This is a genomic window from Limnobaculum eriocheiris (assembly GCF_021010575.1).
GTDB lineage: Bacteria > Pseudomonadota > Gammaproteobacteria > Enterobacterales > Enterobacteriaceae > Limnobaculum > Limnobaculum eriocheiris.
In genome coordinates this window covers 17,760-33,287 of the sequence record NZ_JAJNAG010000011.1, presented here as the reverse complement: position 1 = coordinate 33,287, position 15,528 = coordinate 17,760, and the positions used below count along the sequence as shown (strand labels likewise).

13 protein-coding genes and 1 pseudogene are annotated in these 15,528 nt (G+C 43.7%); 5 read left to right on the top strand and 9 right to left on the bottom strand.

The genetic code is table 11. The features are described 5' to 3' along the window. The first annotated feature begins 7 nt into the window (after positions 1-7). The 4 genes and pseudogenes from agp (at position 8) to LPW36_RS07085 (ending at position 4,636) form a co-directional block, all read left to right on the top strand. Positions 8-1,311: pseudogene (gene agp / locus LPW36_RS17960) on the top strand (bifunctional glucose-1-phosphatase/inositol phosphatase). Positions 1,312-1,502: 191 nt separating this feature from the next. Further along, positions 1,503-1,970: a hypothetical protein gene (locus LPW36_RS07095; protein ID WP_230608806.1), complete on the top strand. Its 468-nt coding sequence runs from the start codon at positions 1,503-1,505 to the stop codon at positions 1,968-1,970. Between the two features lie 367 nt (positions 1,971-2,337). Then, entirely contained in the window at positions 2,338-2,664 is a 327-nt protein-coding gene (locus LPW36_RS07090) for a YggL family protein (protein WP_218465623.1), read from the top strand. A 319-nt stretch (positions 2,665-2,983) separates the two neighbouring features. Then, a complete protein-coding gene (locus LPW36_RS07085; RefSeq protein WP_230608805.1) occupies positions 2,984-4,636 on the top strand; it encodes a putative transporter in 1,653 nt (550 codons plus the stop codon). A gap of 76 nt (positions 4,637-4,712) precedes the next feature. On the opposite strand, the gene LPW36_RS07080 is transcribed toward LPW36_RS07085, so the two are convergent. After that, a complete protein-coding gene (locus LPW36_RS07080) occupies positions 4,713-5,198 on the bottom strand; it encodes a GNAT family N-acetyltransferase (RefSeq protein ID WP_230608804.1) in 486 nt (161 codons plus the stop codon). Positions 5,199-5,236: 38 nt separating this feature from the next. Beyond that, entirely contained in the window at positions 5,237-6,415 is a 1,179-nt protein-coding gene (locus LPW36_RS07075) for a 5'-nucleotidase (protein WP_230608803.1), read from the bottom strand. A gap of 465 nt (positions 6,416-6,880) precedes the next feature. Between LPW36_RS07075 and LPW36_RS07070 the strand changes: the two genes are divergently transcribed. Then, complete coding sequence (locus LPW36_RS07070) at positions 6,881-7,687, top strand: sulfite exporter TauE/SafE family protein (RefSeq protein ID WP_230608802.1); 807 nt, start codon at positions 6,881-6,883, stop codon at positions 7,685-7,687. 358 nt (positions 7,688-8,045) lie between these two features. On the opposite strand, the gene rtcA is transcribed toward LPW36_RS07070, so the two are convergent. The 7 genes from rtcA to LPW36_RS07035 form a co-directional block, all read right to left on the bottom strand. Next, positions 8,046-9,068 carry an RNA 3'-terminal phosphate cyclase gene (rtcA, locus tag LPW36_RS07065; protein WP_230608801.1) on the bottom strand — a complete coding sequence of 341 codons (1,023 nt, stop codon included), beginning with the start codon at positions 9,066-9,068 and terminating at the stop codon, positions 8,046-8,048. A 41-nt stretch (positions 9,069-9,109) separates the two neighbouring features. Then, positions 9,110-10,333 carry an RtcB family protein gene (locus tag LPW36_RS07060; RefSeq protein WP_230608800.1) on the bottom strand — a complete coding sequence of 408 codons (1,224 nt, stop codon included), beginning with the start codon at positions 10,331-10,333 and terminating at the stop codon, positions 9,110-9,112. A 721-nt stretch (positions 10,334-11,054) separates the two neighbouring features. Then, positions 11,055-12,638 carry a vWA domain-containing protein gene (locus LPW36_RS07055; RefSeq protein WP_230608799.1) on the bottom strand — a complete coding sequence of 528 codons (1,584 nt, stop codon included), beginning with the start codon at positions 12,636-12,638 and terminating at the stop codon, positions 11,055-11,057. A gap of 343 nt (positions 12,639-12,981) precedes the next feature. Further along, positions 12,982-13,638: a hexitol phosphatase HxpB gene (gene hxpB / locus LPW36_RS07050; protein WP_230608798.1), complete on the bottom strand. Its 657-nt coding sequence runs from the start codon at positions 13,636-13,638 to the stop codon at positions 12,982-12,984. Then, a complete protein-coding gene (locus LPW36_RS07045) occupies positions 13,616-14,419 on the bottom strand; it encodes a DeoR/GlpR family DNA-binding transcription regulator (protein WP_230608797.1) in 804 nt (267 codons plus the stop codon). Before LPW36_RS07045 ends, hxpB begins: the two co-directional genes overlap by 23 nt. Next, positions 14,409-15,059, bottom strand: coding sequence for a beta/alpha barrel domain-containing protein (locus tag LPW36_RS07040; RefSeq protein WP_230608796.1), 651 nt, complete (start codon positions 15,057-15,059; stop codon positions 14,409-14,411). Before LPW36_RS07040 ends, LPW36_RS07045 begins: the two co-directional genes overlap by 11 nt. Positions 15,060-15,061: 2 nt before the next feature. Continuing rightward, entirely contained in the window at positions 15,062-15,508 is a 447-nt protein-coding gene (locus LPW36_RS07035) for a PTS sugar transporter subunit IIA (RefSeq protein ID WP_230608860.1), read from the bottom strand. Positions 15,509-15,528 lie beyond the last annotated feature (20 nt).

Genomic DNA, 15,528 nt, shown 5'->3' with positions numbered 1-15,528 from the left:
TATTGTCATGATAAAAAAATTCAACTACCGAACGTTGTTATGTGGTCTGCTGATTGCACTTCCTTGCCTGCCTGCGGTTTCAGCCGCTCCAGAAGGATATCAACTGGAACAGGTCGTTTTATTCAGTCGTCATGGCTTGCGCGCCCCATTAGCTAACTCAGGTAGTGTTCTCGCAATATCAACCCCGAAAAGCTGGCCAGAATGGGAAACTAAGGGCGGTCATCTCACCACTAAAGGCGGTATCCTTGAGAGCTATTTTGGTGAATACGTTATCTCCTGGTTAACACAAGAAAAACTCTTCATTAAAGATACCTGTCCACTGGCTAAAGATACCTTTATCTATGCCAATAGCCTGCAAAGAACCCTTGCCTCGGCACAATATTTTACTCTGGGCGCATTTCCAGGTTGTGAAGTGAAAATTTTCCATCAGACCGATCTTGGTGTAATGGACCCGAATTTTAATCCCATTATTCATGATGGCTCAGATGAGTTTAAACAGTCAGCACTTGCTGCGATGAATACCGAAGCCAGTGCAAATGGACCAGTGCAAATGGATTAGCGGGATTAAATCGGGAATTAAAACCTGCTTATGACTTATTGAGTAAAATTACCGACTATAAAAACGGCAGCGTCTGCCTGACTGATAAACGCTGCAACTTAAACAGTGAACCTGCCTCATTCACCGTTGAGAAAGATAAAGAGCCGGGAGTCAGTGGCCCTTTGCGTATTGGCACCTCTATTTCTGACACCTTTATTCTGCAATATTATGAAGGCTTCCCGTCACAAGACATTGCCTGGGGTGCGATACAATCAGACAGCGAATGGAAAATGCTGGCAACCATTAAAAATCGCTACGGTGAAGTCCTGTTTGGTTCACCTCTGGTAGCCAAAGATGTTTCTGCGCCATTGATTAAGTACATTAACGCTATCTTTACTCAAGATGTGATGCGTCAACCAGCAAAATTTAATCTGTTGGTTGACCATGACTCAAATGTAGTCTCTTTACTTTCGGTATTGAAGATTAAGCCATATCAACTTCCCGGCCAGTTCGAAAAAACACCCATTGGAGGGAAAATTGTTTTTGAACGCTGGAAAGATAAAGTTAACGATAAAAATTTAATGAAGATCGAATACCTGTATCAAACCAGAGAACAAATTCGCTTTGGTGACAAACTGACACTAAATCATCCTCCTAAGCGAGTTGTGCTGGAGATGGCCGATTGTCCTGTTGATGCCAATGGCTTTTGCTCTTTTGATAACTTTTCTAAAGTACTTAGTTCCTTACAGACTTCTTCCCCAAAAACTGAGTAATATTTATTTTTTATTCGGCATTCACTTCGTTACTCACGAGGTGATTGCTATTCCACAAACTACCTTTTAATCTGCTGAGATAAATTTTCATATTTTGTGATAACGGCTAAATTATTAACTGGTCCGTCAATAAACAGTTACCAGATATAATTTATACTCATCTCATAACATCTTACTGACAGTAATTCACTATGCTGAAAAATATGATAGGCGCTCTGGTTGTTATGCTTGGTATCTCCTTCTCTCCTGTCATTCATGCTCAGGAAGCGTCTACTACAGAGAGCCATTACCAGTTTGATCAACATTCTGATTTCACTATTTTCTGGCATGACTTACAGCTTGCCGTGAGCAACAAAGATAAAGAAGCCGTCGCTAAAATGATGAACTTTCCATTTAGCGACTATGAACATTCACCAATGATCTTTCAGAACGCGTCAGAATTTCTGTCTCAGTATGATGAACTTTTTGATGCTGAAATGATAAAACTCATTAAAACCAACCAGTATCGTCAGGGAGACGCCGATCAGAGCCAGGTTCTTGATGCGGTGAGCCCCGAAGGCTATATCATTGAGCATGAAAATAGCGACAACGGCTACAATCTGGTGATTGAACAGGTGGATGGCATTTATAAGCTGGTTCGCATTGCTTTTTACTCATAGCGGTTAACCGCAACATGATTGAGGGAGATAGCCCGCGATGCTCCCTTTACTGGTCTCTGTTTACGTTTTTTTGTCTTAACTTGCATAACCGTAAAACCCGGTCTTAACTGATTAATGCATTCACTCACTATGGAAAAACATTATGAGTCACGATCAGAAGAAAAAACCGCTAAAGACCCCGGAAGAAAAACGTCGCGAAAAACATGAGAAAAAGCATCCTCACGAAGAGGATAAGAAAAAGTAGTTGATAATGACGCCTTATTTCAACTTGTTGATGAACCCGGTATAACCGGGTTCATTTTCTGTCCGACTGGACGCTATCATCACATCCGAGTAAGATTTCCTTTTTCTTTCAGAGGATGAACTCATGGCTCAACAACGCAGTCGTCGTTTACGTAAAAAATTACATCTGGATGAGTTTCAGGAAATTGGTTTTACCGTTAACTGGAACTTTGCTCAGGGTACCGATATCGATACCATCGACGCTTTTATTAATCGCATGATCAAAGAAGTCATTGAGCCTAATGGCCTTGGTTTTGGCGGCAGTGGCTATTTAGACTGGGAAGGCATTATTTGTCTACAGAAAGTCGGTAGTTGTACCGAAGAGCACCGTACCCTGATTGCTAACTGGTTAACACAAAACGGTATGGAAAATGTCGAAACCAGCGAACTGTACGATATCTGGTGGGAATAATTATCCCCTTTATGCCTTAAGGCAATACGTCTGGCGGTTAAATTAGTCGCCAGACCTCTCCTGTTTTGCTTTTACTGTTGCACTTCCCGCCTGCTGAATATTTTTTATTTACTCCACCTTTTTTGAATCGTTTCGTGCGAATGCCATAATTATGATAAATATCAATTTTTACCGTAGTTAATTCCTCTGTTTCGCCGGGCCAGTCACAACTTTAATATCGGTTTTCTCTATGATAAATTTTATGTATTCGTCTATATCTGGTCATATTGACGATACTATAACGATAAGTGCTATAAACACCTGTGCAAGGATGGTTATAATGAGTGATATTGCCCTGACAGTCAGCCTGTTAGCGCTGGTAGCCGTACTCGGCTTATGGATTGGCAACTGGAAAATTCGTGGCGTTGGGTTAGGTATTGGTGGCGTGTTATTTGGCGGTATTATTGTGGGTCACTTTGCCTATGCTTACCATATTGAACTCGACGAAAACATGCTGCACTTTGTGCAGGAATTTGGCCTGATTCTGTTTGTTTATACCATCGGTATTCAGGTTGGCCCTGGTTTCTTCTCCTCATTACGCCGTTCCGGATTACGCTTAAATGGATTTGCTTTTTTACTGGTGATCCTCAGTTGCGTAGTGACTGCCGGATTACATAAGCTGTTCGATATCCCTCTCCCGATTATCTTAGGTATTTTCTCAGGCGCGGTCACCAATACCCCTTCCCTTGGTGCCGGGCAGCAAGTGTTAACCGATCTTCACGCCAATAGCGCACTAGTGAACCAAATGGGTATGGCATATGCAATGGCTTACCCATTTGGTATTTGCGGTATTTTGCTGGTGATGTGGGTTATTCGTCTGGCATTCAAAATCAGCGTTGACCAGTCAGCAAAAGAGTTTGACCACCAGTCAGGTGCATCTGCGGATAATCTGCAAACCATTAACGTGGAAGTGTGTAACACCAATTTGAATGGTTTACAGCTGCAAGATATTCCAATTATTAACGGTGACAGCATCATTTGCTCTCGACTGAAACGAGATAATGTTCTGATGGTGCCTTCCGCTTCTACACAAATACAGCTGGGAGATTTACTGCATCTGGTTGGCGATCGGCAATTACTGAATCAAGCCAAGCTGCTTATTGGTAACGAGGTTGATGTTGCTCTGTCTACCCGCACCAGTGACCTGAAGATGGCACGGGTAGTGGTAACCAGCGAAAAGATTATGGGCAAAAGGATAGGCGATTTAAATCTGCACCGTTATGATGTGGTCATTACCCGTCTTAACCGTGCTGGTGTAGAGCTGATGGCTGGTCGCAGCCTCTCATTACATTTTGGTGATATCCTTAATCTGGTTGGCAAACCTTCTTCTATCGATATCGTTGCAGATATTGTCGGCAACGCTCAACAACGCCTTCAACAGGTACAGATGTTGCCGGTATTTATTGGTATTGGCCTTGGTGTATTACTGGGTTCTATTCCACTGTTTATTCCCGGTTTTCCCGCTGCTTTACGCCTGGGGCTGGCCGGTGGGCCACTGGTTATTGCCCTTATTCTTGGTCGGATCGGTACCCTGGGGAAAATGCACTGGTTTATGCCCCCCAGCGCTAACCTAGCCTTACGTGAGCTTGGCATTGTGCTGTTCTTATCCGTGGTTGGGTTTAAATCCGGCGCCAGCTTTATTAATACGCTGCTTAACGGTGACGGTATTATCTGGATAGGATACGGTGCACTTATCACCATTATCCCTTTGTTGATTGTAGGATTGTTAGCCTATACCGTAGCAAAAATGAATTATCTGGTTATTTGTGGATTACTGGCTGGTTCTATGACCGATCCTCCGGCACTGGCTTTTGCCAACGGAATGCACCCTACCAGTGGCGCTGCCGCCCTTGCCTATGCCACGGTATACCCATTGGCTATGTTTCTAAGGATTATGTCACCACAGATTCTGGCATTGATGTTCTGGATTTAAATAACGCCGCCTGCGGGTTACTGATAAACAAAAAGGGCATCCCAACCGGATACCCTTTTTAACGCCTGTTATTCTCTTAACTTAGCTTCTTTTGCCAGAACATCGCTTTTCCCATCGCTGGATCCAACTCATAACCTGAAAAACCAAATTTGCTATAACAGCCTTTAGCTACATCATTGCCTTCAAGTACTTCCAGCGTCATTTTGCAGCAGCCTTTCTCCCGGGCAATCTGTTCAACTTTTTCCATCATCTTTTGACTCAGTCCCAGCCCCCGAAATGATGGATTAACCACCGCATCATGAATATTTACCAGAGGTCTGACGGCAAACGTTGAAAAACCCAGAAAACAGTTAATTAATCCGGCAGGTTGATTATCGACATAAGCCAACACGGTAAAAGCATGAGGTAACTTCGCCAGCTCCCCCAGTAAATTTGCTTTCACTGATGATTCTAATGCTTCTCCTCCCCCCATTGGGTCTTGGGCATAATCATCCAATAGCATCAACAGATCTTTCCCCTGCGCGGGATTCTGATAATCGGCAATAACAATCTCTACATTCATAACTAACAGCGGGTCCTGATCTTTGTTACCAGACAGACTTATTCTGCATCAGCAGGTTTTTTACGAATGAACTTATTTAACAGATTGCTTAAATCTTCTGGCGGAGCAGGACTCAGACATTCATCTAAAGAAACACCCAGCTCTTTATTCTCTTTTTTCTTTTCTTCCGCCGTTAGCTTTTCATCTTCATCACCATTTTCCACCACGACGGTAGCTTTCCTCTCAACTACCTCTGGTTTTGATACTTCAGGCTTTTTTACTTTTTCCGATACCTCCGTCTCTTCTACTTTTGATACCGGCTTCACAGCCTGAATGGTATACATGACTTTGGCATAAGGCACATCTAATTCGGATGCGTCTTGTTGAGAGTCCTGGCCATCAAAGAAAATGTGCGGTTTAAATGCTTTAAGGAATCGCGACTTCTGTAAACCACCCAGGAAGAAGATATCATTAATATAGATGCCCCAATGTTTCAGGGTATCGATCATCGTCATTTCAGACGGATCGCTGGAGCTGTTTTGAGAAGTAATCAATGCAACCCGCAGCGGTGAGTGCTCAAGACTCTCAGACACACGCTCTTGCACTTTAGATAATTTAATCAGTAAATTGGCATGAGGTCCCGGATTGATTGAAGATTCGGACTCATCATTGACTTTAGCGCTGGTAATTGCGTTAAATATTCCTGCGTCACCATCAAAAGCGAAGCGAAGCTGTGGTAATGCCGCCTGAGCAAGTGTCTTCTTAGGTGCATATACCATCGCGGTAACACACTGGTTATTTTCCATTACCCGTTTAGCTTCTTGCTCATCGGTGGTTAGAAACAGATCGATATAATATGCACCAAGGTAATCAGTAATTGATTCGCCAGAAGTAAAAGCCGAACGGGAAATATTTAACCCACGTTTTTTAATCTCTTTTAATACTCTGTAACCAACCTCAGGTGCATTGCGCGATACCACAACGATTTCAACAACCGGCCCATCGTCATTCGCTTTTTTATGTTCATTTAAGGCCAGGATTGATTTTACCAGCGGCATGCCTGCACCATCCTCCAGGGGTTTATCTTCATTTCCCCGCAGATAGCGTCGAAACTCCTTCATGGCCGAATCAGGATCTTGCTGTAACTTTTCCTGGTACATGTCGTTGTCAGCGGATAAATCAAATAGCGCTGTAGCTGAGATGCCTATTACCAACGTTTTAGATAGATCGATTGTCATAATATCTTCTTATTTCCTTTAATATTGTAGATGCCCAATCACCCATAGTATTGATTTCAAGCACATAACTTTTTTTTGGGTAAACTAACACTCTGGCTAGCTATTTCCAGCTCTCGATGTCTGTGTTTGCTATGTTTGTCATCAGGTGTAAATTTAACGTTTGTACCACCGAAATCAAATTTATTTTTGCTCAAACAACACGGCTGAAAGCCAGTATTCATTATTTCTCGATTTTATTCCAGTTAGGTTGATGAATGTATTCTATTTTCCCAAACTATTTAATAAAAATGAGATTAATGTCTCTTGATAAACAATAACCACCTCAACTAATTGTAGGTTGTCCTTCCCGATTCTTATTTTCATTTATCAGAAATAGCGTATAAGCGTGTTTAAAGATATCCGAATTTTCCGAACGGAGATAATGAGGCATGGTATAATCGATAGGAAATTCAACGGAAATGACTTATGACGATGTTATTAGCTCTTCTAGCCAAAGCCTTTATTGGCGCATTACTGGGGCTGATTATCAGCACTACCGGAGTTGGGGGTGGTGTACTTATTTTGCCAGTATTAATCTGGCTGTTTGGCATGGATATGCTAACTGCGGTTGCAACAGCAAACCTGATGTCCATGCTAATGAAAATATCATCAACCGGGGTTCACTTCCGTTTAGGTAATATTCCATTAAAACGTTCACTGATTATTCTTTCTATCATGTTACCCAGTACACTGATTGCCAGCTATGGGATTACTTTGCTAGCCAGCGTCGATGCCTGGCATCAATACGTCCAGTTTAGTATTAATGTATTGATTGTGCTGGCTATCGTTTTATCATTACTGATCTTCTGTACCCAACTATTTCACCCTACTGTACTGATTAGTGACGAATCAGTAAAAACAGAAATACCAATAACCCGCTTTATTCTTCCAGGAGTTGCTGCGGGTATTACTATTGGGGCCACAGGTGTAGGTGGTGGTGTTGTTATGCTGCCTGTTTTAACTAAATATGCTGGCATGAATATTAAACAAGCAATAGGAACCTCGGTATTCGTTACCATGTTGCTTTCAGGCGCTTCAGCACTGGCTTATGGCCAGGGCGGTTATACTGATTTACATCTGGCATTAATACTCAGCCTTGGTTCAATACTCTCAATTCCTTTCGCCAAATACTTGCTTAAAAATATTTCAGAACGCGCTTTTCAGTTGATCACCTTTGCTTTTATTCTTTGTAGCGCAGTCACTATGTTGTATCGCCTGTTGGCATCACACTGAACCCTCACCTGAAATTGATACCACAACGTCTTCAATGAAGTTACTGAGCGATTGCTTCGCACTTCATATATTGACGTACTGGTGTCAGTGCAATTTTTAACTCATAACTTATCCTTTCAGGCGTATAAACCATCCTCTGACATCCTTTTTATTTGTCGCAAAAAATGGAAATAAATATATAGGTAAAGTCTTATTTGCAGCGCATAAAAATAGGAAAAAGAACAAATAAAAATGAAGCATAACTTATTTAAATTACTGTTTTTTTAACTGATAAATATAAAGGCACCTCCATATGAAAGCGTATTTTCTCAGATTAATGTGCAATCCACGTTGCAGGGCAGACCAATGACCAGCGTCATTACTGTTTAATGTTTATCTCTATTCCTTGATTTATAGATTGAATATCAATACAACAGTTTAAAAATTGACCGATAACTAAAGCATTAGTAGAGAGATGCTCGGTCAGCATGGGCGTTGTAAAACGCCCATCTCCAGCTATAGCCATTGGCAACAGTAATTGATCGGCTAAATACTCACCAACAGCCGCTGATGATTTCAAATATGCCAGTACCTCATCACAGGCTTCCTGTGCTACCTTCTCTGCCGCTTTGCCTTTCGTACCTATCGCACAGAATAGTTCTGTTAAATGCTCAAATTGCAGTTTTACTAACAGCGCATTGCCAGCACATCTTGCAGATGACACATCAACCAAACTCAGTTTTGATTGTTCGGCCTTCAATCGTTGCTTTACAATGTTTAATTCTCTAAAAGCAACTGAATCAGGCAGATCCGCAATTAGCGATTGTGCACTGACCTCAATTAATTTGCCTCGTTGAGGTAAATACAGCGCCTGCCACTGTTTAACAGGATAAACGATAACATCAATCTCACCACCTCCCGCCGGATAAAAACCACAACGATGTAGTGATAAAGTTGCTTTAGCGCCCATCTGCTCCATTAATGGCAGCCAAACCTGTTGCAAAAAGCTAATTGATGGTGCCAGAGGATTATGAGTACCGCCGCTTAACCTTACCCGGCTTTCACCGTTGGCTGACCATAAAGCTGGTAACAGCGTCTGTAATACCAAGGCACAACTACCTGCTCCCCCCAGGTCAAACCGGTAGTCCCCCGATTTAATACGACCGGGAATAAATGTCAATTCCGTTGAGTTTAATATTGCTCCAGTCACCTGAGCAGCACAAACCTGCTGTGCTGCCAGAATTGCAGTTAAGTGTTGGCGCATAATACCGGGCTTACTCCGCCCGGCTCGAATATGGGTAAAACGTACGGCTTTACCGGTAATCATCGACAGAGATAGTCCACTGCGAAGAATTTGCCCTCCGCCTTCGCCTTTTGAACCATCAACTTCAATCCATTGCACTTTGTGCTCCTTTCTTATCATACAATCTGTGCATCGGGAGCTTATCCTTTAACGCAAACTACCTGCTTCAGGGTATGAACTATCTCTACCAGTTCTGACTGTGCGGTCATTACTGCATCAATATCTTTATAGGCCATAGGTATCTCATCAATAACGTCTGAATCTTTACGGCATTCAACGCCTGCCGTCGCCTTGATTTGATCTTCTATTGAGAAACGGCGTTTAGCTTCGGTACGACTCATGGTTCGACCCGCTCCGTGGCTACAGGAGCAAAAAGCATCCGGATTACCTTTTCCTCGCACGATAAAAGATCGCGCCCCCATAGAGCCTGGAATAATACCTAACTCCCCCGCCTGAGCGCTCACCGCACCTTTACGGGTTACCAGTACATCCTGACCAAAATGCTGTTCTTTCTGTACATAGTTATGATGGCAGTTCACCGCTTCCATTTCTAAACTAAAAGGCTTAGTGATAACGCTACGTACCGCGGCAATCACGTTATTCATCATAGTTTCACGATTTAGTCGGGCATAACGCTGCGCCCAGTCAACGGCAAAAACGTAATCGTTATAATGTTCGCTACCTTCAACCAGATAAGCTAAATCCTGATGTGGCAGATTAATAAAGTGTCGTTGCATATCCTTTTTAGCCAGCTCAATGAACAGGCTTCCGATAGCATTACCGATACCGCGTGAACCGGAGTGCAACATAAACCACACAGCCTGATTCTCATCCAGACAAACTTCGATAAAGTGGTTACCGGTTCCCAGGGTTCCTAAATGAACCCGGTTATTGGTATTTTTCAACTTAGGGTACTTATCAATAATCTGCTTAAAGTCAGGATCTAATTGTAACCAGGCGCGATTTACCACTTCAGGCACATCATTCCATGCCCCCTTATCTCGTTTGGATCGATTAACCTCACGTCCATGCGGTACCGCTCGTTCTATGGCATCACGCACGGCAGATAAGTTATCCGGTAGATCGCTGGCATGCAGAGATGTTCTTACCGCAATCATTCCACAACCAATATCTACACCCACCGCGGCCGGAATAATTGCTCCTACGGTAGGAATTACCGATCCAATGGTCGATCCTTTACCTAAATGCACATCAGGCATCACTGCAATATGTTTAAAGATAAACGGCATTTTGGCTGTGTTCTCTAACTGACGTTTGGCCTCGTCTTCCACCGGAACTCCCTGTGTCCACATTTTTACCGGACGGCCATTCTCAACGTTCATTACCTGAATTGAAGGTTTCATGATTTATCCTTTTACTCTTTTCCATTTCATCGTTTGTCTTGTTATTGCGACAAACGGTTTTAATAAGGTTGGGCGACAAGTTTTGGTGAAACATTCACAATGCTCTATCCAACTGAGCTACGGAACCTGGTTAGATTCCGGCGGGAATTGAACCCGCGACCTTTGCACTTGGATGTAGTTCCACCGGCATTCGCCCTGTATTTAGTTGCGGTAACAAGTATTATGCGAAACACTTGCTCTACCTATTAAGCTATTGCTGATTGCTCAGTAACCCGGGCTCGAACCGGGAACCCTGTAGTTTCACCTGCATTTACCGCTTATTCATAAAGCAAACCGATAACAACCAGTGATGCAGAGATATCTCCTTACGGAGGCCGGATTCGAACCGGCTAAACCATGTAATCCCTGCGGGCATTTGTTACCCGTTTGCGTTGTTCTGCAATGATACTCACTATGTCTTTAACTATTTGAGTTAACTCTGGCCCTGAAAAGCGGAGGACAAAAGTGATGAAACGTATTTGGATGCAAGCATCCGGTGCTCTGCCTCTGAGCTACGGTTCCATTGTGGCGAAACCGACGGGATTCGAACCCGTGACCTCCTCATTCGTAATGATGTAGTTCCATCGGCATTCCTCCTTTATCAGGAGTGGCATAACATTATGATGATCGGGAAGATAAATCCCTTATCATCCTGCTTTAACCGTTATGCCACGATGCGCAGCTATTGTGACAATGTCACCTTATTAATTTCGCCTAACCAGTGTTCTGATTGCATTTGTCCCTGGGAAAATGCGCTAATCATCTGAAATACCGTATCAGAGAATCCTCCGATATTCAGAATATCTGCCCGTTCCGCTACCTGCGTTGTGGCATAAGGCTGGATATCCAGACAAATCAGCTTGGCCGACGGATTAAAGCGCTTAAACATTTCCCACTGACGCATAGTTTCTGTTGCGCCACTTCCCTGACGATAAATACTTCCCCAGGATTCGTTATCCGAAACCAACAGTACCAAATCTGCGCGAATGCCTTTGGCATTTAACCATTTCAGCGGCGCACTGCAATCGGTTCCACCGCCGCAAGCGCCAGCCAGTTTGGCGGCATTGGTTAGCACGGTATCCCTTGGGTTCAACACGACACGATGACTCTCTACCACCTGATATTCAAAAGGTACGATTAACGTATCACGTTGCTTACGCAGATAAGTCGCTGCAATCAATGCTGCAATATCAACGCAGCGAGTTACGGTTGTTGCTCCCGGGCGATAACCGGTTGCCGGAGAGTGCATCGAACCCGATACATCCGGACAAACCACCATTTTTCCGGCTACTGGTAATACATTTTCTAATGCAATTTCCAGCGCATCCTGTAATGCTTCACGCACCATCAATGGAATTTCTTTACCGGTTGACTGATACGCTGTCATTAGCTGATAAGGAAACACCTTTGCCTGCATAATATTTTTTCTGTCACTCAACCTATCAGCAATCACTTTTGTCATTCCCGGCAATTCAAACACACCGTGACGAGCAAAGGTATTCAGATTCATTCTCACCATCTGCCAGCTACCCTGCTTTGCAATCTCCGCCCAATCAGTCGTGGTTAAATTTAGTGACGTTAACATCTGAAACGGCACTGTCGGTAACCCGTTTTCATCACCCTGCCCCTGACGTTTGTATTGCTCAAACGCACGGGTAATGGGTGGTAACGCATTTTCATCATAGGGCTTACCAATTAACCAGGCAAAGAAGGCCTCTCTCCAGCTTTCCTGAGGTTTTGGGTGAACCATTTTTACCACATCCGCCAACGAAGGATTGTTGCCTACGGCTGCGGATAACAGTGCCTGCTCACTGGCGTTATTTAACCAATCCTGTACTAATTTTTTAGGACGCGACCCCAGGGATTTTCGTCCTACCGTACCACTACGCAATATCTGTACAAAGTTGCGCAGCATTTTGCCGTTATCCACCACCAGTGGAAAAGCCATCGGTAAGTACTCTTTTCCTTTAACTGACAGCACCGCTAACAGCAATGCCGGCATATCTTTCATATAGCCATATTGACGACAGTACACGGCTATTTTTGCCAGCATTAGCGGGTCAACCTGAGAACACAGTGACATTACGGTATCCAACTGTGTTTCAGCTGAAGCGTAATAAGTACCGTTTAAGCACCCTGTTGCGGCATACTGTGCCAGGGCATGTTCTGCGCTAAAGCGATATGCGGTTCCACCTGCTTCGTTCTGACTATTAGCTTTGGGTAACCAGCGGCCCTTTAATGATTTAAATAGTTGAATATTCGCCATTCTCATTCTCCTTTGAGACAAATTTAATCTGCCGGACAGAATGCAGCTTTGTTAGTTATCACCATCAATCTTTGATTATCGGTTCTAACGCTGCTGTCCTTCATGCCAGATATATAGCGACAAACGTGCCAACTTTTAAAACCCATAGAAAAATATTTTTAATATATTGAATTCAAATGAAATTAAATTTAATACCAATTTCAAAAAATAAATAGAAGGGAAACAGGCTGGAGATAAATCTATCCAAAAAGATAAATGATTATAAATAAAGATAGCCAATGGCAATGCGAGCTGATCCCACATTGCCATTACGGATGCTTTTCTCAATAACTGGCGAATACCTTTATTTTAACTGCTGTATCGCCTGCCAAACTTCGCTCAACCCATTAACCTGTATATCCGCCAGCCCAAACCGTTTATCCTGACGTGCTTCAGGTGCAGGCATAACAATGACTTTCATCTGGGCGGCTTTAGCGGCCACCATACCGTTTACCGCATCTTCAATCACGATACACTCTTCCGGATTAACGCTAAGGATTTCTGCTGCCCGTAAAAATACCGCAGGATGAGGCTTACCGTTGATCATACCTTCAGCAGATATTTGGTGAGAAAAGTAATGGCTGATGTTTAGCGCATCCAATACACGGGTAATTTGCTTTTGCGGTGAAGAAGAAGCCACGACCATGGGTAAACCATGATGTTGGATAGTCTCAAGTAGTTCTACAACCCCAGGCATGGGTTGTGGATTGGTTTGTATTTGGCGCCCCACTTCTGCAACAATTTCTTCAACCCGAAGAGGGACATCTTGCAGCGGAAGTGAATAGCGATGATGATGTTCTGTCAGTAATTTGTCAATACGAATACCGGCACTATCTTTGAAATCCTCATCGCTTAAATGAACCCCATAACACTGTAAATAAATTTCCTGCTCCACTTTGACCCAAACAGGCTCTGAATCTACCAGTACACCATCCATATCAAAGATAATAGCCGTCGTCATACCCTCGTTCTCCCGCTCTGATAATATTAATTCCTGCCTGTCGGTAACGTTGAAACGTCTCCTCCGGCAGTAATGCATCAGTAATAATACAGCTCATGGAGAGTAACGTCGCCACACTGTGGGGTTTTATCTGATCAAATTTGCTGTGATCCGCCAGTAATACGACCTGCCGGGCCCGTTGAATCAGCATTTTCTTTACTCCAACTTCAAAAACGGTGGAGTTGGTAATACCGCTCTCCAGAGATAGCGCATCACAAGACATAAACGTTTTATCCGCAGAGAATAACTTCAGCATATCTACCGCCAGACTTTCCCCGACAGAAAAATAACCGGAGCGGATCATGCCTCCAACGATATAGCTTTCCAGTTGGTTATAACAACCCAGTTGATTTGCTATTTTCACATCGGTGGTAATCACTTTGGCAGAGATATCCGATAACCGTTTAGCCAGTTCCAGACAGGTTGAACCTGAATCTAGCAGAATACAGTCATCCGGCTTTATCATATTACGGGCAATCTGAGCTATGTCCTGTTTAGCCACGCGCTGAATACTCTGTTTAACGTCAAAAATATATTCCTGATCGACGGTCGTTTTATCAAAAACAATACCGCCATGGCAGCGCACCATTCCCGGATAACCATCCACGATTATCTGAAAATCTCGTCTGACCGACGCCTCCGCATAGCCAAACAGTTCAACCGCCTGACGCGTTTCGATCTTTTTATGTTGCCATAGATAGTGCAGGATATTACGCATTCTATCGGAACGTTTATCGCTCATCGCCAACCTCCCGAAAAGTATCGATACTTGTCATATAGTCTTCTGAGCTAAATAGCGCCCGCCCCAGCACCAGATGCCGGGCTCCTGCAACATACAGTTTACTGGCCGCAGCCAGCGTAATACCACCATCGGCCCAAATCTCCATTGTTTTAAATAGCGATGCGGCCCGCGTAACTTTCTCAATCAACAGAGGGTTAAAATGCTGCCCGATACCATCCGGCTCACTGGTCATAATCATTATGCTATCCGCCTGCGAGGCCAGATAATAATAGGGTTCCAACGACGTTACCGGATTGAACGCCAGCCCGGCTTTACTGCCTATCCCTTTAATTAAAGCCAGAACTTCAGCGGGATTAGCCAGTGTTTCAACATGAACAAATATCCATGCGGGATTAAGCGGTTTCAGCCACTCAACCCAGGGAAAAGGATCATTCACCATTAAATGAAACGACAAAGGATGAGGCGTAGCCGCTGCGACCTGAGTAACGGTTTTTAAGCCAAAGGTGATATTTCGAATAAAGCTGGTGTCTTCAATATCCAGATGTATTGAACCCAGCGTTGCTGTATTCAACCGGTCGAGCGTGTTACCTAACTCAAGCTGACAGGCAGAGGCTAATGAAGGATGAATGGTGGTTAGCATAATCAGTTATCCACGCTTGCCAAATATAATAACCGATAGAGTTCATCATCACTCTTAGCCTGTTGTATTTGCGCTATCAGTACAGAGTTATCCAGTAAGGAAGCAATGGTCTGAATGGTCTTTATATGCTGTTCGGCATCCGTGGCGCTAACACAAATCAGCAACCAGATTCGATCACAGTCGTCATGACCAAAACTCACGGGTTGCGACAATGTAGTGAATGCCACGCCGTTACGAATAGCCCCCTGTTCCGGACGCGCATGGGGTAAAGCTATACCCGGTGCAATCAGATAATAAGGGCCATATTCCAGAGTATTATCAATAATGCCCTGTATATACTCTGCTTTTGCATAGCCAAGCTCAATCAAAGGTGTGGCTGCCAGCGCCACAGCTTCACGCCATGATTCAGCATGGCGTGAAGCCTGCGTGGTTTTGCAATCCTCAATCAACATCGTTGACTCCTTTAACC

Coding starts and splice junctions, on each gene's coding strand:
- hxpB (WP_230608798.1), bottom strand. CDS start 13,638: ATGACGACGGCTATTATCTTTGATATGGATGGTGTACTGGTAGATTCA.
- LPW36_RS07095 (WP_230608806.1), top strand. CDS start 1,503: ATGCTGAAAAATATGATAGGCGCTCTGGTTGTTATGCTTGGTATCTCC.
- LPW36_RS07070 (WP_230608802.1), top strand. CDS start 6,881: ATGACGATGTTATTAGCTCTTCTAGCCAAAGCCTTTATTGGCGCATTA.
- LPW36_RS07060 (WP_230608800.1), bottom strand. CDS start 10,333: ATGAAACCTTCAATTCAGGTAATGAACGTTGAGAATGGCCGTCCGGTA.
- LPW36_RS07080 (WP_230608804.1), bottom strand. CDS start 5,198: ATGAATGTAGAGATTGTTATTGCCGATTATCAGAATCCCGCGCAGGGG.
- LPW36_RS07075 (WP_230608803.1), bottom strand. CDS start 6,415: ATGACAATCGATCTATCTAAAACGTTGGTAATAGGCATCTCAGCTACA.
- LPW36_RS07085 (WP_230608805.1), top strand. CDS start 2,984: ATGAGTGATATTGCCCTGACAGTCAGCCTGTTAGCGCTGGTAGCCGTA.
- LPW36_RS07090 (WP_218465623.1), top strand. CDS start 2,338: ATGGCTCAACAACGCAGTCGTCGTTTACGTAAAAAATTACATCTGGAT.
- LPW36_RS07055 (WP_230608799.1), bottom strand. CDS start 12,638: ATGGCGAATATTCAACTATTTAAATCATTAAAGGGCCGCTGGTTACCC.
- LPW36_RS07040 (WP_230608796.1), bottom strand. CDS start 15,059: ATGCTAACCACCATTCATCCTTCATTAGCCTCTGCCTGTCAGCTTGAG.
- LPW36_RS07045 (WP_230608797.1), bottom strand. CDS start 14,419: ATGAGCGATAAACGTTCCGATAGAATGCGTAATATCCTGCACTATCTA.